The following is a 26,483-nucleotide window of genomic DNA, read 5'->3' on the forward strand; positions in this document are numbered from 1 at the left end:
GTTATTTATTCATATTTATTCTGAAAAAGATCGAAAATCAGCAATAGTTTTGGTGTAAATTTTTTCCAATCGATGAATGTGAATATCAAGGGTAAATTCTTGCTCAAACCAATGCCGACCTTGTTCACCCATTAATCGGCTTTTCTGATAGTTTGTAGCTAGTTCGTTGATGGCATCTGCCAATTTTTGAATATGATTAGCTGGGATGAGGATTCCTGTTTGACCATCTTGCACATATTCAGGAATTCCGCCTACAGCACTGGCAATTACAGGACGATAGCGAGCATAAGCTTCTAAAGTTACCAGACCGGCAGGTTCTGGCCAAAGACTAGGAAAAACTAGCGCCAAACACTGTTGATAAAGTGCATCTAGTTTTTCTTTATGACATCGACCATGCCAAGTAATGCGATCGCTCAAACCCATTTTTACTGCTAAGTTTTCCATGTTGGTTTTAATCCAACCTTCACCAGCAATATCAAGATGAATGCGGGAGTCTGTCTTTGCTAAAGCTTTGATCAACCATTCAATTCCTTTATCTGGGACAATTCGACCCACAAACAAAATTCGCTGATTTTGATGAATTTCTTTAGTTAAAGATGCAGTGGGATATTGAGAATCTTGCACACCGCAGTGAAGTGTAATCACCTGATCGGGTGATAACCCATTACTAATAATTTGCTCCCGCACATAATTACTATTAGCAATTACAGGAATCTTGATTTTTTTGGCAGTGCTGAGAAAATTATAACCATTCTGCAAATGCCGAAATATTTTGTGCGGTCGGCGACTGCCACAACCATCTACCAAATGTCCCCAAGTACAGCCCAGGAGGTTCATATTGCGATCGCACTGTTTTTGGCGATCTGCTAAATATTTTGTCCCACTTGGACAGTAGCTACAGTGATTATGCAGTGTAAAGACTGCTGGACATTCACCACTCCATTCTGCTAAAAGTTCTGGGTCATGAAGGTGGAGTAACTGGCATTGACTTTGGTCTAAATTTTTCAAAGAATTAATATGGCGATTGCTCACCCCATCAATTGGCGCATTGATCAAAGAAGATATGTAAGTTTCTAATCCACCACCTCCTCTAATATCAACAGCAGAGCATTGGTAAAATATCTTTTCAGCTACTAATGTATGATTCATGTTGAATTGACTGGGTACTAATTAAAATCAAGTTTTTGAGAAAACCTTCTTCAGCATATATTTTAGTCAGAGCAACATTAATTTGATTATTCAAGAAATTAATTTCCCAAATTTAACCAAAATTTATGTCTGACATCATTAACATAATGTCTTAAAGCAATTTGTCTGTTATCAAACTTGTCTGAATAACTAAATTGGTCATCAACACTTAAAACAAACTTCTCTGGATTAAGTGGCTTCGCCTGGGCATTATGCATAGCTAGGTGAACTACAGTTTGATCTGTAAAATATATCGGTGAATCTACTAATTCGGCAACGCGATTTAATGAATTTAGCCAATCTATTTGCTTTTTAAGCAAGAAAAATCCTGCATTTACTGGGTTGATTTTTTCATGATCATGTAAAAGTATTCGCTCGTCCAGTGAAGCTAGACAATCAGGTAAATACCAAGGCAAACTATCATCTGACTGACATAAATTAATAATTTCATTAGCACCTGGGAAAAATAAAATATCGGCATCGGTGTAAATAGTTGGCTGTTCGATTGGAAGTGACATCAATACTGCCATTCTTCTCCACATTGCCATGACTGATTTTTGAGGATGATAAAGTGCGTAATCCCAAATATATTGAGGAATATCACCTGTTGCTAAATCTTTCCACTCAACAACATCAACACAAGAATTGATTTTACACAAAATCCTACTAGAAGTGGACGTATAGCTACCGTCAGAAATCACAGTAAATTTGTTAGGAATACCAACATGACGAATAAATGAGCGAATATTTGCTACTTGGGTAGCTAAGTCCCGTTGACAAGAGAAGGAATAGACATTGATGTTAACTTTTCGATGTTGATAAAGTGGAAAATTAACAATATTATTAATTGCTTTCGTGTATATAAAGCAATTTAATTTTCCTTGAAGTTTTGCAGAATGATAGCCGATGTTAACCATTGTTTACCCAAAAACCCTACTGACTTAAAACAATACTATTTCAGGTGTAATTAAAGTTTTGATATTTTTAATTACACCCTTAAACCCTATTTAGACTGACCTAATTCATACTGCATTTGGTGATATTCCCAAAGCTTACCCTGCTGTTCTAAAAGCTCTTGATATTTACCCTGTTCTACTATTCGTCCTTGTTCTAAAACTACTACTTTATCAGCCTTAGCAATTGTAGAAAGACGGTGAGCGATCGCAATCACAGTTCGACCAACAGCGAGCTTTTCTAATGACTCCTGAATTAATCGCTCAGACACAGAATCCAAAGCACTAGTTGCTTCATCTAAAATCAAAATTTCTGGGTTACGTAATAACGCACGCGCAATTGCAAGTCGCTGCCTTTGTCCACCAGATAACCGAATACCTCTATCTCCCAATTTTGTATCAAACCCTTCGGGCATTTCTAAAATAAATTCTTGTGCATTTGCCAGTCGAGCCGCTTCTTTAATTTCCGCTTCTGTTGCGTCTGGTATACCGTAGGCAATATTGTTCCAAACAGAAGTGTTAAAGATAAAAGTATCCTGACTAACAATCGCCATTTTGCGGCGGAGAGAGTTAATTTCAAATTGTCGCACGTCAACTTCATCGATGTAAAGATAGCCATCTGTAGCATCATAAAACCGAGGAATTAAATCGGCAATTGTGGTTTTACCAGCACCAGATGCACCGACTAAGGCTGTCATTTTACCTCGTTCAATTGTCAGAGTGATATTATGCAGGACTCGTTGATTCTGACTATAGCCGAAATCCACAGATACTAAATCAATTGATCTTTTAAAACCTGTAAATTCAATTGTGCCGTTTTGAAAGTAGGTTTTATCCTCACTTTTCAATAAAGTTTTAATATTTTCGGCTGAACCTTGAAGAGTGCTGAGAAATGCTCTTGTACCATTAATATCTTGAATAAATGGTACGAGACGAAACAGTACAAAGAAAAAGGTGAGTAAAGAACTAACTTGTAAAGCACCATTAACCACAAAGCTACTAAAAGCTAAAATAATCATACCTACCAGCACAGTAGTAGCTGCGCTTTCAGCAATTGGTCTTACCAATGTCCAAGTTAAAATAACTTTAGTTGAACTACTGACTATTTGATTACTAGCTTTGTAGTAACGCTGACGCTCGAATTCTTGAGTACCAGAGGCATGAACAGTGCGAATGCCATTTATAAATTCTAGGGCTGTTGAGGTAAAATTACCATTAGCAACTGACGTACCAAAACTAGATTCTCGCACTTTGGCATTGAGAGTTGATAAGCCCACAGCTAAGAGAGTGAATAAAAATACTGCAATTAGCGTCAGTTGCCATGAGAGCAACACCATTGTAGTTAGGTAGACAATAACCGTCAAGCCTCTAGTAAATAAAAAGGCTCCACCGCTAAAACCCTGTCTAATCCTCTCAATTTCTGTGGTGATGGTGTTAACTATTTCACCAGAACGAGTGGTACTAAAGTAACTAAGAGATAAAGATTGTAATTGCTCGAAAATTTGTTTGCGTAAGCGATCTCCAAGATATAATTGACAAAATTCTGTGTATATCTGGGCAAAGTAGTTAAATGCAGCACGTATCCAAGTACTCAATAAAATCAAAAAAGATACGCGATATAATCGGCTAACTGCTGATGTATGAATTCCCAATATGTAATGATCAAACCAGCCTATTCCTATTTGAATTGGTTGAGAATTAGGATTTGTCAGATTTTGCAAAAACGAGAGCAAAAAACCAATGCTAATACCTTCAAATGTGGCAGCTAAAAATGTAAAAACTAAGGCAAGTATAGTAATTCGACGAAAGTGTTTAAACTCTCGCAAAATTAAATAATTTTCTTGCCAAAATTTAGTACCATTGAGAAGATGGCGAAGCGGGTGAAAAATTTTCAGATTCATCTGTATTTTCTAAAAGTATTGGATCAAATTAGGTAGTCCCCCATAAATACGATGCAACCAATTTCGGATATATTTTTAGTGCGATTAATTCAGATATCGAACTATCGCACTAACGGCTAATAATCATATCCTTTAAAATTGCAATGCTATAGGCAAATCACAGTGTTTGTCTATCTAAATGCAACGCCTGAGAATCTTGATGATTTACTTACCATAGATTTGTAATTACTGATAGCTGATTTTGCTGTTCTTCATCTTCTACACTTAGCTGGACTGCATCTGCTAAAGCCCAACAATTAGAGCCAATAAAACTCATATCACCACGCAGTACATTGAATAATTTGGGTAAATTATCTAAACCATACTTACGCATCAAAAAACCTAAAAAGGTGATATTCTGTTTTCCAGTTGTACAAAATTTGATAACTTGAAAAAGTTTACCCTTTTCACCAATATGCCACTCATAAGAAAATAGTAACCCAGGCGAGTACATCTGCATAAGTACAGCCAATACCAGCATGACTGGACTAACTAATAACAGGACAAATAAAGCTAAAATCCAGTCAATTATTCTTTGTATAGTCCTCAATATTTGCTTACCTTGTTTAGGCAATTTCTTACCAGATACTGTGCTAAGGAAGATTGGCTTTTTAGCCTGTTTACAAGCATCTGCCCAAAATCGTAAGGAAGTATCACCTAGTTTTGGATCTATACTTACCAAAGTAACGGGAGAATGTTTTAAACACTCTACCAATAATTCTTTATTATCTAGTGAAGGTAAATATGGCTGTTTTAAGTTTCCAGGAAGCTTAACCAACAATTGACCCCTGCGCCATTGAAGTGTGCAGTATTGAGAGTGATAATTTTGATGCTGTTGAGGTATAGTAGAGTGATTATGTAAATTGGGGATGATTGATGTTGTCATATTTCTTTGAATGTATATAGTAGCAAATTACTGATTTGATATCTCAGGCTAGTACCGTAGAGGGTAATCACCCTATCGCCTCATCAAGACATCAATTTACTTTCACTTACTTAATTTTTAGACAATTATCACAAAACCTGTTTACTTTTACCCTTTCAGCTTTGATTTTTGTCTTCAATTTCTAGAATATAGTAATCATCAGAAATAACTAATGCTTAAATAAATTCTTTATTCACTCTTTAAATAAAGCTTGGTTTTTGGACAAAATATTAAGATAGGATAAATTTACTCACTTGAAAATGAAGCGAATGAAATTATATTTTTTATCGTAAAAACATAATTTATCATATTTATAGCCAAGAATACAAAAAATATAAACGACCCCAATATTAACAAAAGAACGGTCAAAATAGATCAGGCAGAAGGTAGTTTTTATGGAGAAAAACAGCATCTTTCTCTAGACCCTACCCCCTCCACTTAGTTTTGACTAATAACTCCTTGATGGTACAGAGCCAGCGAATTTATCCGGGGAATCAATCCAAAGTCGGATGACTGAAAGCCCAGCCCTGATCGGGCTGGGGAATGAATTAATAAACACAATACTGAAGTGGAAATCATTTAGCTATTTTTCCACAATTTGTTGTAGCGCCAATTGTTGTTGTTTGACATAAGGTAAATAAGCACTGTCAGAGTTGGATACTCCATTTGCCACAACCCCAATCAGATTTAACTTGCTCAACATAGCTGTAGCTTGGGTAAGTTGAGTTCGTGTCACTTTACCAATGCTTGCTACCATAATTACACTCCGACAAGATGATGCTGCGAGCATGGCATCTACTAAACCAAGAACTGCTGGAGCATCGATGAGTACCAAATCATAGTTTTCTTCAAATGCTGCCATCAATTGCATCATGCGTGGAGAACTCAAGAGATTAGCAGAGTCAGAGGGTATTGGTCCAGCAGTCAATATATCGATGTAGGATGAACCTGAGTATTGAATTCCTATTTGATTAGGTAGATTGACATCACTTGCTAGTAGGGTGGAAAGTCCTTGTTCATTAGGAAGATTTAGCTGTTGATGTAAACTGGGAGCGCGTAAATTAGCATCAATAAGCAGGACTTTTTTGTGTAATCGAGCCGCACTCATAGCCAAACCTAATGCCAAAGCTGACTTACCGTCATCTGGCAGTGCTGACGTTACCATCAACGACCTTAAGTCAGATACAGTATTGAGAAGTTCTATATTTTTATAAATCAGATCTAGGGATTCCCAACGAGGTGGGGATTGCAGCACCTGAATTGTCCAAGGAGCAAGAACTTCAGGCTTACCAAAAGGTAACTTGATAACTGATTCTCTGGGTTTAGCTGGTGGTAACTTGGGTGTTGTTCCTAATAATGGCAGAGAAAATTGTTTTTCCAACTCAGCAGTAGTATGTAATGAATCATCAGATACTTCTCGAATAAAGGCAGCAATACCACCTAACATTAATCCCACCACTGCACCTAACAACAGATTTTGTCTGAGGAAAGGACCAGTGAGTATGCCTTTTTGTGGTTCTTCCACTACTTCCCAATTAAAGCCACCTTTGGAAAGTTCCTGCCGCAATTGCTGTTCTGCTCTCAACAATTGCTCCATTCTTTCCCGGCTAAATTGTAATTGTGGGAGTATGCGATTGTAATAAGCTAATAGAGAAGGAAAGCGTTTAAGTTGCGATCGCAGTTCGCTCTCTTTTTGTGCCAAAGTTTGATCACGGGCAGTCAACGCAACTATATTGGTTTGGTTATCTACTAACTGACCAGTCAGGTTAAGATCTATTTCACCAAGCTGTCCTTGTTCAAGAAGAGTGTCTCTAGAACTGAATGCACCAGTGGACTGTCTACCTAAAGTTCGACTGACTTCTTTTTGTAATAGTTCTTTTTGACTTTGAAGTTGTTCGTTCAACTTCTGCACGCTGGGAGTGTCATCAGTAAAGCGTAAACGTTCCTGTGCTAAAGCTAGTTCTGTTTTCTGGATTTCATTGAGTAAGCCTTGGTAGCGCGTAGACTGACTCAAACGAGAAGAAACCAAGGCATTCTGAGGAGAACGGTTCAGCTGTTCTTGTAAAGATTTTTGCCGAGCTAAAGCCTCTTCATATTGAGAACGAGTGGTCTGCCGCTCTTTCTGAATATTGTTTAAAGTTTCCTCAATTGCTTTAGCCTGTAATTCTGGATCAATTAAATTTTGGTTTCTCCGAAACCGTTGGAGATTGGATTCAGACGCATTCACCTCATCACTGGCTTTTCTTAACTGTTCCCTGATAACTTGTAAACCTTTCTGTAACCGTATATCTTGCTGTTGTTTATTGTATTCTACATAAACTTGCCGAATGGCAGTCAGTACTTTTTGGGTTTTCTCTGGATTGGTATCCGTATAATCAACTTGAAAGATTTTAGTGGCAACATTATCTTCTTTAGTCTTAATTTGAGTTAAAACTAAGGAGGTTTTAATTTCCTTGGCAGTGATGTTTGGATATTCTGATTTCAGTTTATCAGCTGCTTTTTGGATGAGTCCAGAACTCTGCATCAGATTCAGCTGGGTTGCAGTGTCTATGACAACGTTAGTGTCGGTAAACTGATTTTCTACCCCAGCGCCTTCCTTCTTCCCTTGATAATTAGGTTCAATGAGTAGTTGCATTGTACTTTTGAAGTTGGGATTGGTCTTCAAAGTTATGATGCCTGCAAGAGCAGTAGAACTGAGAAATACTAACAAAAACCAGGGAAATCTCCGGACTAATACAGTCAGCATTTGTCCGTAGCCTGGTTCTGATTCTACTACTGAATTTAGATGGGGATTTAGGCTAGTTTGAACCACGTTTATTATTATCCTTCTCTGCGAGATGGCTTCCCTTTAGGGATACAGTTAACAAATCAAACGAATGAGTGATGCATTTTTGCAGATTGATCAATGATTTGCTCAACCTTACTAAAGAATGCTTGTTCTGAGAAATTATTGACAGCGTGATTACGAATTTTTTCGTAATTCCAAGATATTCCTTTAGCTTCTAGTAATGCGGCTTGTAGAGAATCGGGTGTTTGCCTCTTAAAAAAAACCCCGGTTTGACCAGGTATCTGAGTATCTAATACCCCACCGGCTCCATAAGCAATTACTGGTGTTCCACTAGCATTTGCTTCTACTGGAACTAATCCATAGTCTTCTAAGGCTGCAACAATAATAGACTTAGCTCTAGAAAATAAGTCTTTACGTTTGCCATCACTAACATGACCTAAGAACTCTATATTGCCTAATGCTTTGGATTTTAACCGTTCTAGTTCGGGCCCGTCACCTGATATTAATAAATGCCACCCTAACCAATTAAAAGCCTCGACAATGATATCAAGACGTTTATAACTTATCATCCGGGCAGATGCCAAGTAGTATTCCTCTTTTGTATCTGAAAATACAAAGTTACTTGTATCAATTGGATAGTTAATTACAATTGCTTGTTTGCCGTAAATTTTTTGAATACGACTGGCAACAACACTGGAATTAGCAATGTAGAGGTCGGGTTCCTGAGAATATTTCAGGTCTACATTTCTCATCATTTGAAAGACTTTTTCAATTAAGGGTGCGAAATAGCGATAGTCTCCATACTCTCGTAAATAAGTTTCTGTATCCCATAAGAACCGGGTAACATTATGGCAAAAACAAATATGACGCGCTTGTGGTTTTTTCCTAACTGCTTTAGCAAAGCTGGTGCTACTACTGATAATTAAATCGTAGTCTTGTAAATTTAAGGCACGAAAAGCAGGAAAGTAGAGGGGAGCCATCAAGCGGAAATGCTTTGCTGCACCAGGAATCTTCTGCAAAAAAGTTGTGTTAATTATACGCTCACCCAGATCAATAGTTTTTTGTGAATCATATAAAGAGGTGAAGATGTCCGCTTCTGGGTAGCGTTTACAAAGCAATTCAAACACACGCTCTGCCCCACCGCGCTGGGTTAAATAATCATGGACAAGAGCAATTTTCATGGATGATGCCTTATATTGCAATGTTGATTAAATTTGGGCTTGATGAACAAGTATGTACCGATATGTTTATATCAGTATACTGTCTAGACTAAACCCATCTAAAGAGAGTTGTAGAGATTTTGGATTTTGGATAATGCCCTTGAAAAAATATAAACTATCGAGAATATTTACTTATATTGAGATTTTTTAAGTCAAGTAAGTTACACTTAATAAATAAGTTATTTAACTTGGACAAAAACTAAGTAAATATTATCAACTAAAATTTTTACTATCTGTAAATAAGAATCAGCAGTTGAATAAGAATATCAGGAAAAATTTTAACTATTCGCTCATTTTGAACAAACCCATGCTTGCTGAAGAGGCTGCCAATTTTAAAAAACTCCCCTAAAAATCTCCCATTTGTAGGGTGCGTTATTAATGCATTGTGAATATGAAAAAGTGAAGGTGCGTTAGCGATAACGTAACGCACCCTACCTCTAGTAATATCATGTCCGGTTGTTCGCGTAGCGTCTCGTCAGAGATATACTTATCATTTGGACTGACGCGGGGACGCGGAGACAGAGAGACGCGGAGAATTTTTTTTGATAAGTGATTAGGCGGACATGATATAGTTACGAATTGCTTTGGCTATTTTGTCAGTATTAGGGTTTTGGCAGGAGCAAAGTAAATTGTTTGTTCAGATCGGAGTTTGTCGCAAAGTCTACCTTCTGGTAATTCCACATCGTCGTAGGTGAGAACTTGATCTTTGGCAAGATCACGCTTTAACCGACATCCTTCCGCTATCCCCATTGGTAGTAAGTTTTCTTGGTGGACAATTTCTGAGTTTTCACATTGACCGTAGGTCATGTAATAACCAATGCCATCAAGGGTTTCTCCGGCTTTGAGGTCAATTTTGGCAGTAGCGACGACATCGACAACAGGGCCTGCTAGGGGAGCGAGAACGGCATCATGGAATAGGACTGCACGCGCTACTGATAGGGGAACTTCAAAATGGCAGAGGTGATAGGGGGTGTAGAAGCTGTAGAGAGGGCCTTCACCGAGTTTATAGAGGTTAAGATAATGGCGTTGTTTGGGGTCGTCGTGGGTGGCAAAAACAAACACTCCTGGGCCTGGTTTTGTGCCGACGACATAATCAACGATGCCACCTAATTCTTTGAGTTGGTCAACATCGTACATTTTGGTCATTTCATCAACATGACCTGTGTAGTCATATCCCAACATCCCGCGTTTTGCTACTTTCATATCTGTAGCATTGGCAACTATTGCTTGCTCAAAAGAAATTTTTGTGCCATCTGCAAAGCTTGTCACCATGGCGGGATTTTGACCCCAGCGTTTAGCAAAGCCTTCTTGGGTGGTGGGGTTGCGGTAGGGGTCTTGTAGACCTTTGATGTTGCCGCATAATAGGGGGGTTAAACCGATGCTTTTGACGAAGCGGTACAGGTTCATTTCTACCCCTGGTTGGTCGCCGTCACAGGCGCTGAGAATGACTCCAGCGCGGTCTGCATGGACTTTGAGGATGGGGCCAATTGTACCGTCGAGTTCGGCGTTCATCAAGATGATATGCTTTTGATGAGCGATCGCACTCATAACTAAATGAGCCGCAAATTCAATTGTCCCTGTAACTTCAATGATTGCATCTATGCCTTCTGCTTCACACAGCAACATGGCATCTTCGGTAACGGCATATTGCTCTTGGGCGATCGCATCTTCTAAATCAGCTACATTAGTAACAACCTTGATATCCTCGATTCCTGCTTCTAAATAAGCTCGTTTAGCTGTATCAATGTGACGATTGAAAATAGCAACTAACTTCATTCCGGGAACAGAATTGATAATTTGATTAGCAATTCCACGTCCCATAAAACCAGCACCAATCATGGCAACTTTGACTGGCTTACCTAATGCTTCCCGCGCTTGAAGAGCTTTATCGATAATAATCATTTTAAACTCCTATCAAAATAGATTCTAGTAAAGGCCAATTCCGATCTTTATCAGATATTTCAGTAACACTCAAAGGCCAAGAAATTTCTAAAATTGGATCATCATAACGCAAACCCCTCTCATATCCAGGGGTGTAAAATTCACCAACTTGATAAACAACTTCTGCACCATCTGTCAAAGCTTGATAGCCATGAGCAAACATTTCTGGTACATATAAAGCGCGGCGATTTTCCGCAGTTAGTTCTACACCAATATGCAATAGATAAGTGGGAGATTCAGGACGCATATCAATAATTACGTCATAAATTGCTCCTTGAGTACAGCGAATCAATTTTGTTTCTGCTGCTGGGAGAACTTGATAGTGCATCCCCCGCAATGTGCCTTTTTTGTGATTAAAAGACAAGTTACATTGGGCAACTGTTGGCTTTAAACCATGGGCTGCAAATTCTTCAGCACAGAAAGTCCGAGCGAAGAAACCACGATGATCTGGTTTTTCTTCTAAGTCAATAATGAAAGCGCCAGAGAGATTAGTGGATGTAAAAATCATAATTTTTCCTAAAAGTAGTGTTCAATAAATTTCCAGTAATTTTCTATCGTTGTCCTATACCTTCAGCCATTAATTGTTGATTTAGTTTAGCAAAGGTATCATCATTATATTGTGTACAAAGTTCAGGACGTTTCGGTGATTTAGCTGTGTACGCAAAGAATAAAGTTGAACGTTCTTCAGTCCTGACAGTACCATGATGCAAAACATTTCTGGGATCTACAAAAATTACAGTTCCAGCTTTTCCAGGGCAAGATTTCCAAGCTGATTTGGGGATAAATTTGCTTAACTTTGCATCATTTATACCTAAATAATTAGATTCCCAAAGTTCATAATCAACTCGATAATAATTCAACCACTCTAAAAGATTAGAAGGTAAAGGTACATATTCAAATGGCCCGTGTTTTTCTGTCACATCATTTAAATAGATAATGACTTTAATCATGCGACGATCTTCAGAATCTTTATGCCATAGCAGTGTTTGTAATTGCTGATCATTGGGGAAATCTTTCCGCAAATGCACACCATGAAAAGCTATAGATAATCCTATATAATTTTCAATGATATTTTGCAGTCGTGCTTCACTTCCCCAGGTAAAAAATTCTGGTAAATCTGTAACTGTATAAATTTGTGGTAACTTGTAACCTGCATGAATATCCCGTGGAGTAACCATCCTGTTTACATGACTTTCAGCCCCCATCAACATTTGTGTAGTTGATGGTAATCCTAAATCTGCAAGTGTTGTCATATAAACACCTTCTCGTTTTAGAGTTTCAGCAATTATGCGATCATGTCCTGTTAATGCAGGTAATTTACTTGTATGCTGCCAAAGTTTAGTTCTATAAACTAATTCACTTTCTAATGCTGATATTTTCTCTTTAACACTATTGAACATAATAGCACACTCCCTTAAAAAATGGATATTCTAATGCACAATACATAAGAAATCATGACTCATTATTTCTTATTTGTTGAGTAGAAATTTCAGCAACTTTTTTAACTTTCAATTCTCTGATTGGCATTAATTCAAATGCTGCCAAACTAGCTAAAGCTAAAAAAGGAACTACTGTTTTAATAGCCGACACAGGCCATCTTCTAATTGCTCCTAAAAAGACTTTCAAGTCTACTTCATGATAGTTTTGTAAAAGCATCCGACAACAATATGCTTTAGAGTATCCAACTTCCTCAAGTTTTAAAATAACTTCAGGTATGTGTTGATATTGCATTAAAAGTGCAGACTTTGGCTCTTTTTGCCAATAACTTACACCAACAACACATTCTAAGTAAGTCTCTTTAGTGACAATTACTTTGCCATTAGCAGCACAATATCCTGCTAAATATGCTAAAGATATCCAATTATTACTAGCAGTTGGCCAAATTTGTAGAGCGCGTTTAACTAAGTCAGTCCGATATACTGTAGCAGTTAGAAAAATTACTGCACCTACACTTTTAGCAAAACAATGTTCAAATATTGCTTTACCATCACCTTCACCATCTTCACTATCCGCATCAAACCAGCGATTACCAACTATTTTAGGTGGATGAACTGCTTCACCAGTAATTTTATTTCTCCCAGAAAAATTGAGAAATAATAATGATAGATCCTCAATGTTTTTAATTTTGCTCATCACATAAGCAACTGCTCTTTCCTGAATTGGATCATCATCACCAATCGTCCAAACATATTTTGTTGTCGAATAACTTAGGCAATAAATAATATTTCGCATTACGCCTATGTTTTCAGGATTTTTATTTGACTTAAATGTGATATCACTCAGAATATTTTGCCATTTTTTAATGATAGATTGAGTGTGATCTGTAGAGCAGTTATCAGAAACTAGAATTTCACACTCTGATTCAAAGCCTTTAATAGCTTGAGACAACCATGTTAATTGTTTATCAAGTAGTTCGGCTCGGTTGTAAGTAGGGATAGCAATGGTCAGTATTTTAGTCATGTTCAATCAGGGTTATAAATTTATCAAATTGCCAGGATGTAACTATTAACTCTAGTCGCTTCAAGAAGTCATTAATTGCGTTTCAACATCATTATTTTTTCTCGATACTAAGATAAGTCTATAAACAGATTTACCGATTACCCCCAAGTAATAAAAAATTACCCTAAGTGCTAATAAAGGCCATCTTTTAAAAGCACCTATTAAAATTCTCCAATCATTTAAAGTGACCAGATTTTTTAAAATTTTACTTTGACAAAATCTAGAGGAATAGCCTATAGTTAAAAGCTTTAAATAAACTTCAGGTATGTGGATATATTGCATCATTAATGCTAATCTTGGATTTTCTTCCAAATAGCTGGCGTGCATTGTGCATTCTAGATAATTATCTTGAGTTACAAATACACTTCCATAAAGCGCACAAAATCCCGTCCAATATGCTTGGGATGCCAAGTTTTTCACAGAAGTTGGCCAAGTTTTTAAAGCACGTTGTACTAGTTCTGTTTTATAAACTACTGCTGTCATGAACAGCACACCACCAAAGCTTTCCTGTAAATAACGTTGAAATACGTTTTTGCTATTAGTCGCTGGCTCATCATTATTACTCTTAAACCAATGTTCGACAATGATTTTATTTGTTCGTTTATCACGACCAGAACAGTTGAGAAACATTAATGTTAAACTTGGATGCTGCTTGAGTGTAGTTACTACATAAGCAAGACTTCTTTCTTGAATGGGATCATCATCACCAACCGTCCAAATATACTGGCCACTAGCTGACTGTATACAAAAAGCGATATTAGGCATTAAACCTATATTTTTACTGTTCCTATTATTGAGGAATACGGTATTACTAAATCTGGCTTGCCATTTGTTAATTATTTCTTGTGTGTTATCGTCTGAACAATTATCAGAAACAATAATTTCACATTCAGATTCAAAACCTTTGATTGCTTTTGCTAACCAAGTAAGTTGTTTATCTAGCAATGTAGCACGATTGTAAGTAGGAATAGCAATAGTCAGTAATTTATTCATGATATATATGGTAATCAATCCTAAATAATTAGGAGTTCATTTGGCTAAAAATCAGAATTTTCCTTGGTATATTCGAGACTTCCGAACCAAATATATTTGATTTGATTCGGAAAATTGTCCTAACTTATCTTCAAATTATTGTTGACTCCAGAAAAAATCTTGATCAATTTGTTGAGTACGAATTAGATACTCTAACTGCTTTAATCTTGTAAATCCTCGAAACAAGAAAGTATCTTCATTCATGTGGATTTGACTGAATAAATCAAATAACTGTTGAGCGCCGCGTTGAGCATTCCAATCACACTTAAATCCGGGGAGAATTGTGTTGATTTTCTCAAAAGATACTCGATAACTGCGGTTATCTGAACCGTTATTACCAAAAGACAATTTACAACCAGGGAAAGTATCAGCAATAATTTCTGCGATTTCTTTAACCCGATAATTATTTGTTGTATCTCCGACGTTAAAGACTTGATTGTGGACAATATCTCTAGGTGCTTCTAAAGCGCAAACAATGGCTTTACATATATCCAAAGCATGAACTAATGGCCGCCAAGGTGTACCATCACTGGTCATTTTAATTTCTTTGGTAGTCCATGCTAATCCTGACAAGTTGTTTAAAACAATATCAAATCGCATTCTAGGAGAAGCACCAAAAGCTGTAGCATTCCGCATAAAGATGGGAGAGAAATCATCATCAGCTAATGGTTTAACATCTCTTTCTACTAATGTTTTACATTCTGCATAAGCCGTTTGGGGATTAACAGGTGATTCTTCTGTGACATCATCTTCACTAGCAACGCCATAAACACTGCAAGAAGACATATAAACAAAACGACGTACACCTACTGCTTTAGCTAAGTTAGCAAGGCGAACTGAACCTAAATGATTAATTTCATAGGTAATATTGGGTGCTAATTGTCCGGTAGGATCATTGGAAAGTTCTGCCATGTGAACGATTGCTTCTACACCCTGTAAATCTTCAGGAGTAATATTACGAATATCTTTGTTGAGGGTTTTAGCTGTTACGTCTGTTCCGTTATATAGCCAACCAACTTTATAAAAACCAGTATCTACGCCCAGAACTTCATGACCTCTTGCAATTAATAAAGGAGGTAGTAAAGAACCTAGATAGCCTTCTGTTCCTGTTACTAATATTTTCATTGTTGTTATGTCCTATTTGTTGATTAGTTAAGTTGTCGTAAGTTGAGAGTTTTATGCTGTCGCAGACTTCTGTTATTCCATCAAAGTTTTACAACTGCTTGTGCAAATATCCGCCTAATTTTTAATGAAATAATTGGATATTTATCAGCATTTTGTCCGATATAAGTCCAAATTTTTAATCACTTTCATGGAGAAAAAAATAGCAGAAATAAAGATATCAGATCCAGTGAGGGCAATCGCAACTAAGCTGCTAGGCTGACAAATTTAACTTTTAGGCTGATGGAGCAGTTTTGCAGTCTTTTGCCCAAAAATAAAAATGTGCAACTTAGAAGTGCGATTGCTGATGTAGATAGATATCTAAGTCTTTTTATTTTTGCCTTTTTAGTAAACTACGGTGGAAATAAAGCCTGGTGATACTAGGCTACTAAGCTTTGTAAATATGATTGTTGGGGTATTTGTGCCACAATTGCTTTACCAATTTCCAAGGAAGAGGTTGCTGCGGGAGAGGGTGCATTGCAAACATGAATAGAGTTGTTACCTTGGACGATTAAAAAGTCATCTACTAAGGAACCATTATTCATTAATGCTTGAGCGCGAACTCCAGCATGGGTGGGGACTAAATCTGCCGCTTGGACTTCGGGAATTAGTTTTTGTAAACTTCTGACAAAGGCAGCTTTACTAAAGGAACGAATGATTTCTTGAATTCCTTCATCAGCGTGTTTAGCTGCTAGTTTCCAGAAACCCGGATAGGTGATAACTTCGGCAAAATCTCTTAAGTCAAAGTCTGTTTTTTTGTAACCTTCACGTTTGAGACTGAGAACTGCATTTGGCCCTGCATGGACACTATTATCAATCATTCGAGTAAAGTGGACACCCAGAAAGGGAAAATCGGGGTTAGGAACCGGGTAAATGAGTGTTTTGACCAAATAGCGTTTTTCTGGGGTTAGTTCGTAATATTCGCCCCGGAAGGGAACTATTTTGGCTTGGGGGTTAACTTTACCTAATTTTGCCATGCGATCGCTATGCAATCCGGCACAATTAATCACAAACCGAGTTTCAAAACTACCTTTATTGGTTTCAATTACCTGATTTTTACCACTTTGGGAAATTTGTAAAACTTTGGTATTGAGACGTAAATCTCCACCTTGCTGTTGAATGATTTCAGCGTATTTTAAACAAACTTGCTTGTAATTAACAATCCCTGTAGAAAATACACGAATTCCACCTACACAACTGACATGAGGTTCAATTTCTTTAACTTCTTCGGGACTGATCCTTTGAACTGGTATGCCGTTCTCTAAGCCTCGTTTGTAGAGGGTTTCTAATCTTGGTATTTCTTGTTCTTCTGTGGCAACAATAACTTTACCACAAATATCATGTTCAATTTCATGTTTTTGGCAGAATTCTACCATTGAGCGACTACCATCACGGCAAAATTTAGCTTTAAAGCTGCCTGGTTTGTAGTAAATTCCTGAATGAATTACGCCGCTGTTATTACCTGTTTGATGAAATGCCCATTGACTTTCTTTTTCTAGCACTAATATCCGTGCATCATGATAGCGATTTCCTAGAGCCATCGCTGTGGAAAGTCCAACTATTCCTCCGCCGATAATCGCAAAATCATACATTAGTAATTCTTCCCCACTCCAAAATCCACAATCTAAAATCCCAAATTGGTATTACCAAATTTTCCAAGGAGCTTTATCACTCTGCCATAGATCCTCTAAGTAGTTTTTATCTCTTAAAGTATCCATTGGTTGCCAAAAACCACTATGTTTAAACGCCGATAATTGTTCCATATCAGCTAACTTTTCTAATGGTTCTTTCTCCCACACAGTTGAACTATCAGCAATAAAATCAATTACTTGTGGTTCTAGAACAAAATAACCACCATTAATCCAAGCACCATCACCTTCTGGTTTTTCTTTAAAACTGGTAATTTTTGTTTGTTCTTGTCCTAGAGAAATCGCCCCAAATCTTCCCGCTGGTTGGACTGCACTGAGTGTAGCTAGTGTGTTTTGTTCTCGATGGAATTTAATTAACTCTGTAATATTTATATTACTGACACCATCACCATAGGTAAAGCAAAAAGTTTCGTTACCAATATGTTCACGAACTTGCTTTAAACGTCCACCAGTCATCGTATTATCACCTGTATTTACTAAGGTGATGCGCCAAGGTTCAGCATATCCAGAATGTATACTCATTTGATTAAATCGCATATCAAATGTCACATCTGACATATGTAAGAAGTAGTTAGCAAAATACTCTTTAATGATGTAACCTTTATAACCACAACAAATGATAAATTCATTAATCCCGTGGGAGGAATAAATTTTCATGATATGCCAGAGAATTGGCTTACCACCAATCTCAACCATAGGCTTGGGTTTGATACTGGTTTCTTCACTGAGGCGTGTACCAAGTCCTCCAGCTAAAATCACCGCTTTCATGCAATTAATTTCCTCGAAAATTGTCAGGTAGGTTATTATTTAAGTTGTCGGGATGAAGAGGATGCACAAATACTAGAGAAAAAATTCATTTTCATATAGTTATTTTTCTCTACCAACTATATAGAAACAATTTAACCGTAAATTGATGAAAGATTATGAAGAAAAAGTAAATTAAGATACTTTATATATAAAAGCTTGATGAATATACTAATTCTGAGTTCAATTTTAATAAATTATACTAGTTGAGATTTTAGATTTTAGATGGTAAAAGACTTACTGCATCAGCTTTATAATTTTCCATCTGTTACTATTTTTTTTGATACTTGGTATTAATAAAAGCAAATAAATATACAAATAATTAGCATCAAATATTGCCTACCTCTAAAGGACTAATTTTTCCTGAAGAATAAGCAAAATAATGTTAATTATAATATGACGGTTATGGTGAGATGTAATATTGTGTCCAGTTGTTCGCTTTAGCGTATTCTTAGAAATATACTGATTATCTTAAATTCAGGGGTTTGAGACCCCTAGGTCTACACGTAGTCTCAGTTGAGTTGGGGTAATAGTCCCCGACTCCAACTGTCTTCAATGTTTAATTTTTAATTTTTAATTTTTAATAGGGTTGATGCGGTGAGTTTTGTTGATCAGCAATTATTCGGACTTGATTTAATACGATGTCCGGCTAATTAGTTATGATTATGCCATTTGTGCAACAATCGCAAAATTCTCTTTCCCCCAGCTATCTTAATGATAAGTTTTTAACCGGACACGATATATAGCTGTAGCCAGGATAATTAGGACATTATTAATCCTTGAAACTTAGATATAATAAGGCTTTCCCTCCTGCCTCCTGCCCTCTGCCTCCTGCCTCCTGCTATAATACTGTCTCTCCTTAAAGTGAAACGGTATGAGGCGGAGATTTTTTTGACAAGTAATATCAACAGGACTGACGCAGAATCATGAAAAAACGTTCGCGCAGCGTCTCCGACAGGAGAAGAGAAGAAATAAGAATTTTCAGAGAGTTCTTGCGTAAGTCCTAATCAAGTCCGGTTGATTAATAATTGGTAGTTGGTAATTGGTGAAGAGATAATTGAGACAAGGTAAATAACAACAATACCAAAGCTATCAGCAGTAATTAGGCCAGCTTGATGTTACTGATTAATTTGTTCCAAAATACTTGAACTTTGGAAGATGGTATCACACTTGTTGGAGACGATAACGCAAATATTGCTGAGAGCTTGCTGGTAATTATCCATATCCTCTTGTGCGAGGTACATTTGAGCAGATTTTTCTAAATCTTCAATTGCTTGGGCATGATTTTCTTTAACTTTACTTTCTCCATATTGTGCTAGTTCATAGTACACCATCCCACGTTTGAGATAAACTTTTGCCATATGAGGATTAATATTTATTGCTTCGGTAAAATCAGTAATTGCCTGTTTATATTCTTGAGCATAATTGCTGCTATATTGGGCAAATTGATAACGGGCAAGACCTCGCTGAAAATAAGCTTCTGCGTTGGAGAGATTCAGTTTTATTGCTTGGGTAAAATCCGCAATTGATTTTTGGTATTCTTGTTGGGAGCTATGGCTATATTTAGCAATTTGAGAACGAACAATACCTCGGCGGATATAAGCTTCAGTATCTTGACTATTGAGACTGATAGCAGTATTAAAGTTGCTGATAGCTTTCCTATACTGTTGTTCAGGATCGTTACTATAGTCGGCAAGCATATAATGGGCATTGCCCCGGTTCACAAGTGCTTTTACTTCCTGAGGATTGATTTTAAGAGCCTGGTTATAATCTGCTAATGCTCCTTCAAAATCATTCATATTGTAGCGGGCATTACCTCTGTTAATAAATAATTTGGCGTAATTGGGATTTTTTTTGATGCCTTGGCTAAAATTTTCAATGGCTCGCTCATAGTCTCGCTTTTGATAATCAGTATTACCACGCTCATAGTAATCTGTAAAAGTTATATTTTCATCGGGAAGAGTATTATTTTCTTGGCGAGACATCAACGTTTGTTGAGTGTAAGGATTTTGGGAAACAAATGGGCGAGTAAATTTAATCATTACGTCTAAATATCCCAACAAACCAAAACCCAAAAAACAAAACATAATCTTGTAAAACCTAGATTTGTTAGAATTTTTGGGCGGTTGAGAAGTATAAAAGTTTTGAGTAAATACTGGTTGCCAATGATGTAATGAAGATCCTACTGTAACTGGTTTTCGGAAACGAGGAGTTGCTGTATGACGCTTTTTGGGTTTTCGGCGCGGTTGCAGATGTTCTTTGGAAGCGATCGCTTCCAGTGATGGAAAAGGATCACGTCCACCTAATCGCAAGGAACGTTCACACCAAGGACATTGTTTCAGGTGATGATCGTAGAAATGCTGGGGATTTACAGTACAAGTAACCAGACTTTCTTCAGCCGCAGCTATTGCTGATAACCAAGTTTGAGCGCTAGGACGCAATTGGGGATTGTGGTGGCCATCCTCAAAACAACGCACAAACAAATCCCGTAAGCTGGGATGGAGCATTTCCCAAGGGGGTGCGACGGGGGTTGGCTGATAGGGAACTTGCCGTTTTTGACAGTATGTAAAATGACCATCAATTATTCTGGCTTCATAGGCAGGGGGGTCAAATACACCTTGAAAAATCCCAGAAAATGGGTGCGTGCCTTCCATTAACAATTGAAATATCAGCACTGCTAACCCAAATAAATCATGGGAACTATCGCGATCGTACTCCGCAAAAGTTTTATTCTGTAATTCTGGTGGAGTATATTCGGGTTTACCGACTGAACAACGATAGACAATATTCTGCTCTGAGTCACGCACCTGAAATGAGTCTGTGTCTACCAAGGTGACTAAGGCGGTGTCACTAACTAGAATATTCGACTCATTCACATCCCCAATACAGTATTGACTAGCGTGCAAGGCGGCAAAAGCTGCGGCTAGATTGCGAGCCGTCCGCAGTAAATACTGATAATTGAATAAGGGGCAGTTTTGACGACGGGTTCCAGGATTGTAAAAGTCCATAATCGGCCGCATCCCCCGAATGCGGGGCATTAAAAAGCCGATGATGCTACCACTACCATCTGCTGCTTGCAACAATTCCAGTGGCCAAGCGATGGAAATATGCCCTAAATTGGCTGTAGGGTTTTCGGGGGGTTTGGCAAGCATCGCCTGAAGTTTTTCAGCATGGGTGACAACTGGCTTGTGATAAATTTTTGCCACTAAATTTTCATCAGATGGCACTGCATATACACAAGCTTCACCACCACGCCCCAAATTAACAGTGAGATCAAGAAGTTCCGGCTTGGGAAAACAACGTAGTACCTGCATGGTAGAGTTACGATTAAGAGAGGTTATGTTTACAGATATTGCTTATGAGTGGCTGAGTGCGGCTAGGACTAAGGTCAAATCATCATCCGTGCGTTGAGTAATCCGCTCAGAGCATAAAAACCTCACCAACTGCTCTTTAGCCATAATCTTATCCTCAGCATTCGCTACAAACTCGAATAAAGGAAAAAAGAATGGTTTGTGAGGTTCACCAACCACCATATTCAAAGCCAGCATTTGTAGTCCATCGGTAAGAACACCTATATTGACTATTTTTTGCCGCAATATTCTGATTTGTGCCGTATTTACGGCATCAGGCGAAGTCAAAAAAGTAGTTTCATTGATGTATTCACCGTTATTGGGTATGGTAAGTGCCAGTAGATTGCCGCTGTTATCTTTGGCTACAGCCAAGCCATCACCTATTTGGCCTACGGCTACTACTTCTGGTGTGGCGATCGCAATAATTAAGGTAGTTGCTAAATCATGAGGCTGATGGTTGCAGACATTTGCCTCCTCTTCTACAGCTTTTTTGGCGGCTAATATGGCATCCGTGAGCAGTCCACGCAATAGATCATCATCTGTAAGAGTGTTGTGGGTAATTTCTTGATTGTTTGAGAGATGATCTATTGCTGTTTCTACAGCAATCATTGCTCCCACTTTCCCCAAAGTTGCAGAACCCGCACCATCTGCCGTCGCTACTACCAACACATTATCTGGCAATATTTGCCAATGGTGAGCATCCTGACATAACTGCTTGTTTTTGACGTGGCTAGTACCACATACAGAAGCGGCTACTATCCGCCATTGAGAAATCTGTTTTGGTGTGTTCATAAATTTGCTCTCACAGCTAAAGTGAAGAGTTATCAGTTTCAAGGTAGGTGATCAAGAATCACTACCTGCAAGTATGCTTACCAATTAATGGGAATGCCCTGCAATTTAACTGGTAACTGATAACTGTTAACTGTTAAACAGACCCCCAACCAATTGGTGGTAGTGCCACTTGTTCATCTACTTTAGAATGAGAAACGGCTGACATACTAGCTGAAAGCCAAACGAACATTTCGATAAAGTTTAATCCCTGGAGTTTCAAAGGAGTACGCACGGCTATTTGATTTAAACGCATCATATTGGCATTTTCTACTCCTACGGTAAAAAAGGCAACGCGTTTATTAGCTTCATCTCCTTGTAGGCGCTGCACTGCTTGCTCAATCACATGATCTAGCTCACCTTGTGGCTCCCCATCAGTAATCATAAATACCCACGGACGATAGTAAGCTATGCCATTGGCACGATACTGGGATTTACGTTCTTGAATTATTTCTAATGATTTGTTAATTCCCGCGCCCATCGTCGTTAGTCCCTGGGCTGTTAGAATAGGTGGGTTGAATTGGTCTGCGGTGACAAAGTCTTGCACCACGTTGACATGACTGTCAAATGTCACAATCGCTACCTCAACCCTTCTAGCTGCTAAGGAGTTTTTGACTAGTTCATCCTTAAAACTCAGCAAGCCCTGATTTAAAGCCTCTATTCGCTCTCCTTGCATCGAGCCAGATGTATCTAGCAATAGCACGCAAGGACAACGGGGTTCGGGGTTTTCTGCAAACTCTACGACTTCATCTAGTTTTATTGTATCCAGCATAACCTTTTGTGTTATGTTATAGTCCAAAGCTTTAATTTCCTTTCCTCAAAGTATATAATTTCTAACACTAGTACGACTACAAGTATGGTATTTAGCGGTAAATAGCTTAATCTTCATTAACCAAATTATTCTCACACAATTCTCTATTTCAGGAAATTTGAATAACTATATAGTTTAGTTAAAGCAAATTTATCAGGGTGAGAAGTTTAGTTGTTGTAGTCTATCCACCATAATTTATGTTAAACACCTTAAGAATATAATATTCAATATATACATTTATCAAAATAAGTTTTTAAAGATTTTATGTGGAAAAATAGCCAACTGCTCAACTACTAAGTAATCCTCATTAATTCTGGCATTTGATAATTTTTACAATGTAAAAAGCAAAACCGAAAAACCTTAATTATATTGACAGCATGAGGCATATTTATAGACTAGTACTACAGAGCAGAAATAACTATCCAGTTACAAAAGGTTAACAAAGTTTTTTATCTTCTGCGTTCTTACAGTAGTAATATTAGGTAAATAGAAAAAGCCCAAAGTAATTGCTATAGCTAATAATAAGTACATAATATTGGTAAATACATATTGGTTTATAGAGAAAAATAAAAGAGAAGTGAAAATTTTATCTCAAAATTTACTCTTTCTCAATACTAAGTCAATTTCTCCAGAAAAACTGTAAAAAATATGAATAATACTGGCACATTTAGCAAACTATCTCCTGAGCGTTTATTAAGGCAGTTAACTAATTGTTCTGATACTACTTGTTTACAAGTCCTGAACAACTCCGTATCTTGGACAATATACTTAGAACAGGGCAAAATTATCTATGCTACCCATTCAGTAGAACCATTTGATCGACTAGAACGGCATATGCGTCGCCTAAGTCCGCAAATTCCCCTTGTGACTAGTGACATTCGTGTGCAGTTACGTATGATGTTTGAACCTGATTGGCAAACTCCGTTAACTGATGATGACGACAATTCACCAAGCCAACCTCCAGAATATCAAGCTATTTACTGGCTGATTAATCAAAAACATCTACTTTCTACACAAGCGGCAGTGCTAATTCAAGAATTAGTTAAAGAAGTAATTGAATCATTTCTGCTCATTCACGACGGAACTTATAAATTAGCAGAACCAGTAATTAGCATTCCTAAAATTTGTAAGTTAGACGTAGAGAATATTATAGAACGCTGCCAAAAGCGGTTACAAAATTGGCAGTCTTTCGCTCCCCAAATATCTTCTCCCTATCAACGTCCATATCTGTTGATTAACAGTAAATTTTATGATAAACGACTCCCAGAACTACAGCAAAATCTAACTAACTGGATGAAGGGTTTTAGCTTGCGTCATCTGGCTGTAATTATCAATCAAGATGAAGTGCAACTGGCTCAAACGTTATATCCACATATACTTGAGGGTTCGATTATTTTACATGAACCAGATCCTCCATTTGATCAATTACCGAAGACTTTTAAAGATCTATCACCGATTTTGCCACATGGCATAGCAACAATTAATAGAGAATCGTTTAGTGTAGAAGTATTATCAGATCCTGCTACGTCCGCAGAAGATACTGAATTGGAAATTTCTACTTTACCCACAGATAACAGGGAACAATTAAATATACAAAATAACATAGAAGCTGATGAGCAAAGTGTAACTAATGCTACTATAAATGCTACAAAAGTCTACAAAATTATTTCTGTAGATGATAGCCCCACAATTCTCAAAGAAATCAGTCGTTGTTTAGAAGATGAAAATGTTTCTGTAGTGACGATTAATGAGCCTGTCAAAGCAGTAATGTCTATTATTAGACATAAACCAGATTTGATTTTGCTGGATCTGAATATGGCAGGAATTGATGGTTATGAATTATGCCGGATTATCCGTAATAATTCAATGTTTAAAGAAATTCCCATTATTTTTGTGACTGGAAGTAGAGGAATTGTAGACAAGGTAAAAGCAAGAATGGTAGGAGCCTCTGGGTATTTAACTAAACCTTTTACTCGGGCTGAGTTACTGAAAATGATTTTTATGCATTTAGCATAAAGGTAAATGGGGGAGACGCTGGCAAAAGCTCAGAATTCCCTGTTCCCTGACAACTGACTCTAGAAAGTAATTAATCGTGGCACAAGTTGTATTAGAAAACGTTTATAAAAGTTTCCCTCCTCGGAAGGGGGAAGGTTTGCAGAATCAGCAGCAGTTATCACCAGGAAAAGAAAGTCCCGATAGTATTAATGTTTTGCGACGAATAAATTTAACCATCGCCGATGGTGAGTTTATGGTATTGGTGGGACCATCTGGCTGTGGTAAAAGCACCTTGCTGCGGTTGATCGCCGGTTTAGAGGTCATGACCGGTGGTAATATTTCCGTAGGCGATCGCTTGATTAATGATTTACCGCCTAAAGAAAGGGACATCGCTATGGTGTTTCAAAATTACGCCCTCTATCCCCATATGACGGTGTATGACAACATCGCTTTTGGGTTACGTCGTCGGTTTGATGATGGGGAAGTGGGGAAAACAACAATTACCAAATGGAAAGAAAATCTCTTGGTAGGGGTAAGCAGGAAACTACCGAAGGGACTGCGTTATGTTTCTCAAAAAGAACAGGCTATCAATGAAAGGGTGCGGAGTGTTGCTCAATTGTTACAAATTGAAGCTTTGTTACATCGTTTACCCAAACAACTTTCTGGGGGACAAAGACAAAGGGTAGCATTGGGAAGAGCGATCGCACGCAATCCCCAAGTATTCTTAATGGATGAGCCATTATCTAACTTAGATGCGAAATTACGGGCAGAAACCCGCACCCAAATTGTCAAATTGCAGCGTCAATTGGGAACGACAACGATTTATGTCACCCATGATCAAACAGAAGCAATGACAATGGGCGATCGCATTGCGATCATGTCAGAAGGTAAAATACAGCAAGTGGCTGCACCATTGGAACTTTATAACCGTCCAGCTAATCGCTTTGTAGCGGAATTTATCGGTTCACCACCCATGAATTTTATCCTGGTGGAATTTCATGCACCTTTATTAATTACCCATTCTGACTTTCGCTTTACTCTTCCAGATGTATGGGGAAATGCCTTACAAAAATACGATGGCAAAACTTTAATGTTAGGTATTCGTCCAGAACACCTGAATTTGAGTGTAGCTGCTACCAAAAATTTACCAGTAAAAGTAGACTTAGTAGAAAACTTGGGAAATGATACTTTTCTCTCCGTGAGAATTGCTGATCCTGATTTAGCAAACACAAATGGTCAAGGTTTACAGGTAAGAGTACCACCAGATAGGGTTATAACCCTGGGTGAGCAACTTTGGTTATCATTAATACCAGAAAAACTGCACTTTTTTGACCCAAAAACTGAGTTAGCACTATTTCCTACAAAATAGTCAAAGTAATTCGTAATTATTCGGTCAGTG

Annotated in this window: 19 protein-coding genes; 2 read left to right on the forward strand and 17 right to left on the reverse strand. The window is 37.7% G+C overall.

The window, feature by feature from the left end; translation table 11 throughout:
- Positions 1-15: 15 nt before the first annotated feature.
- The 17 genes from H6G68_RS08485 to H6G68_RS08565 all read right to left on the reverse strand — a co-directional run bounded on the left by H6G68_RS08485 (position 16) and on the right by H6G68_RS08565 (position 23,050).
- Complete coding sequence (locus H6G68_RS08485; protein ID WP_190906229.1) at positions 16-1,149, reverse strand: glycosyltransferase family 4 protein; 1,134 nt, start codon at positions 1,147-1,149, stop codon at positions 16-18.
- Between the two features lie 98 nt (positions 1,150-1,247).
- Positions 1,248-2,105: a hypothetical protein gene (locus H6G68_RS08490; protein ID WP_190906230.1), complete on the reverse strand. Its 858-nt coding sequence runs from the start codon at positions 2,103-2,105 to the stop codon at positions 1,248-1,250.
- Positions 2,106-2,191: 86 nt separating this feature from the next.
- Complete coding sequence (hepA, locus tag H6G68_RS08495; RefSeq protein ID WP_190906231.1) at positions 2,192-4,042, reverse strand: heterocyst formation ABC transporter subunit HepA; 1,851 nt, start codon at positions 4,040-4,042, stop codon at positions 2,192-2,194.
- 208 nt (positions 4,043-4,250) lie between these two features.
- A complete protein-coding gene (gene hepC / locus H6G68_RS08500; RefSeq protein WP_190906232.1) occupies positions 4,251-4,967 on the reverse strand; it encodes a heterocyst development glycosyltransferase HepC in 717 nt (238 codons plus the stop codon).
- Positions 4,968-5,589: 622 nt separating this feature from the next.
- Entirely contained in the window at positions 5,590-7,818 is a 2,229-nt protein-coding gene (locus H6G68_RS08505; protein WP_190906233.1) for a polysaccharide biosynthesis tyrosine autokinase, read from the reverse strand.
- Positions 7,819-7,874: 56 nt separating this feature from the next.
- Positions 7,875-8,975: a glycosyltransferase gene (locus tag H6G68_RS08510; protein ID WP_190906234.1), complete on the reverse strand. Its 1,101-nt coding sequence runs from the start codon at positions 8,973-8,975 to the stop codon at positions 7,875-7,877.
- A gap of 627 nt (positions 8,976-9,602) precedes the next feature.
- Positions 9,603-10,916 carry an NAD(P)H-dependent oxidoreductase gene (locus H6G68_RS08515; protein WP_190906235.1) on the reverse strand — a complete coding sequence of 438 codons (1,314 nt, stop codon included), beginning with the start codon at positions 10,914-10,916 and terminating at the stop codon, positions 9,603-9,605.
- A 1-nt stretch (position 10,917) separates the two neighbouring features.
- A complete protein-coding gene (gene rfbC / locus H6G68_RS08520; protein WP_127051942.1) occupies positions 10,918-11,463 on the reverse strand; it encodes a dTDP-4-dehydrorhamnose 3,5-epimerase in 546 nt (181 codons plus the stop codon).
- A gap of 43 nt (positions 11,464-11,506) precedes the next feature.
- A complete protein-coding gene (locus H6G68_RS08525) occupies positions 11,507-12,355 on the reverse strand; it encodes a phytanoyl-CoA dioxygenase family protein (protein WP_190906236.1) in 849 nt (282 codons plus the stop codon).
- A gap of 52 nt (positions 12,356-12,407) precedes the next feature.
- The gene (locus H6G68_RS08530) at positions 12,408-13,415 is read right to left on the reverse strand and encodes a glycosyltransferase family 2 protein (protein WP_190906237.1); all 1,008 of its coding nucleotides are present in this window, start codon (positions 13,413-13,415) and stop codon (positions 12,408-12,410) included.
- A gap of 60 nt (positions 13,416-13,475) precedes the next feature.
- Positions 13,476-14,447: a glycosyltransferase family 2 protein gene (locus H6G68_RS08535; protein ID WP_190906238.1), complete on the reverse strand. Its 972-nt coding sequence runs from the start codon at positions 14,445-14,447 to the stop codon at positions 13,476-13,478.
- A 135-nt stretch (positions 14,448-14,582) separates the two neighbouring features.
- Positions 14,583-15,611, reverse strand: coding sequence for an NAD-dependent epimerase/dehydratase family protein (locus tag H6G68_RS08540; protein ID WP_190906239.1), 1,029 nt, complete (start codon positions 15,609-15,611; stop codon positions 14,583-14,585).
- Between the two features lie 416 nt (positions 15,612-16,027).
- Positions 16,028-17,239: an L-2-hydroxyglutarate oxidase gene (gene lhgO / locus H6G68_RS08545; RefSeq protein WP_190906240.1), complete on the reverse strand. Its 1,212-nt coding sequence runs from the start codon at positions 17,237-17,239 to the stop codon at positions 16,028-16,030.
- 51 nt (positions 17,240-17,290) lie between these two features.
- Positions 17,291-18,064, reverse strand: a complete 774-nt coding sequence (gene rfbF / locus H6G68_RS08550; protein WP_190906241.1) for a glucose-1-phosphate cytidylyltransferase — start codon at positions 18,062-18,064, stop codon at positions 17,291-17,293.
- Positions 18,065-19,218: 1,154 nt separating this feature from the next.
- Complete coding sequence (locus tag H6G68_RS08555; RefSeq protein ID WP_190906242.1) at positions 19,219-21,414, reverse strand: tetratricopeptide repeat protein; 2,196 nt, start codon at positions 21,412-21,414, stop codon at positions 19,219-19,221.
- A gap of 42 nt (positions 21,415-21,456) precedes the next feature.
- Positions 21,457-22,242, reverse strand: a complete 786-nt coding sequence (locus H6G68_RS08560) for a PP2C family serine/threonine-protein phosphatase (RefSeq protein ID WP_190906243.1) — start codon at positions 22,240-22,242, stop codon at positions 21,457-21,459.
- Between the two features lie 133 nt (positions 22,243-22,375).
- Positions 22,376-23,050, reverse strand: coding sequence for a vWA domain-containing protein (locus tag H6G68_RS08565; RefSeq protein WP_190906244.1), 675 nt, complete (start codon positions 23,048-23,050; stop codon positions 22,376-22,378).
- Between the two features lie 687 nt (positions 23,051-23,737).
- Between H6G68_RS08565 and H6G68_RS08570 the strand changes: the two genes are divergently transcribed.
- Positions 23,738-25,105: a response regulator gene (locus H6G68_RS08570; protein WP_190906245.1), complete on the forward strand. Its 1,368-nt coding sequence runs from the start codon at positions 23,738-23,740 to the stop codon at positions 25,103-25,105.
- Between the two features lie 76 nt (positions 25,106-25,181).
- Positions 25,182-26,453, forward strand: a complete 1,272-nt coding sequence (locus H6G68_RS08575) for an ATP-binding cassette domain-containing protein (RefSeq protein WP_190906246.1) — start codon at positions 25,182-25,184, stop codon at positions 26,451-26,453.
- Positions 26,454-26,483: the final 30 nt, after the last annotated feature.

The sequence above is a fragment of the Anabaena catenula FACHB-362 genome (assembly GCF_014698735.1).
Classification (GTDB): domain Bacteria; phylum Cyanobacteriota; class Cyanobacteriia; order Cyanobacteriales; family Nostocaceae; genus Anabaena; species Anabaena variabilis_A.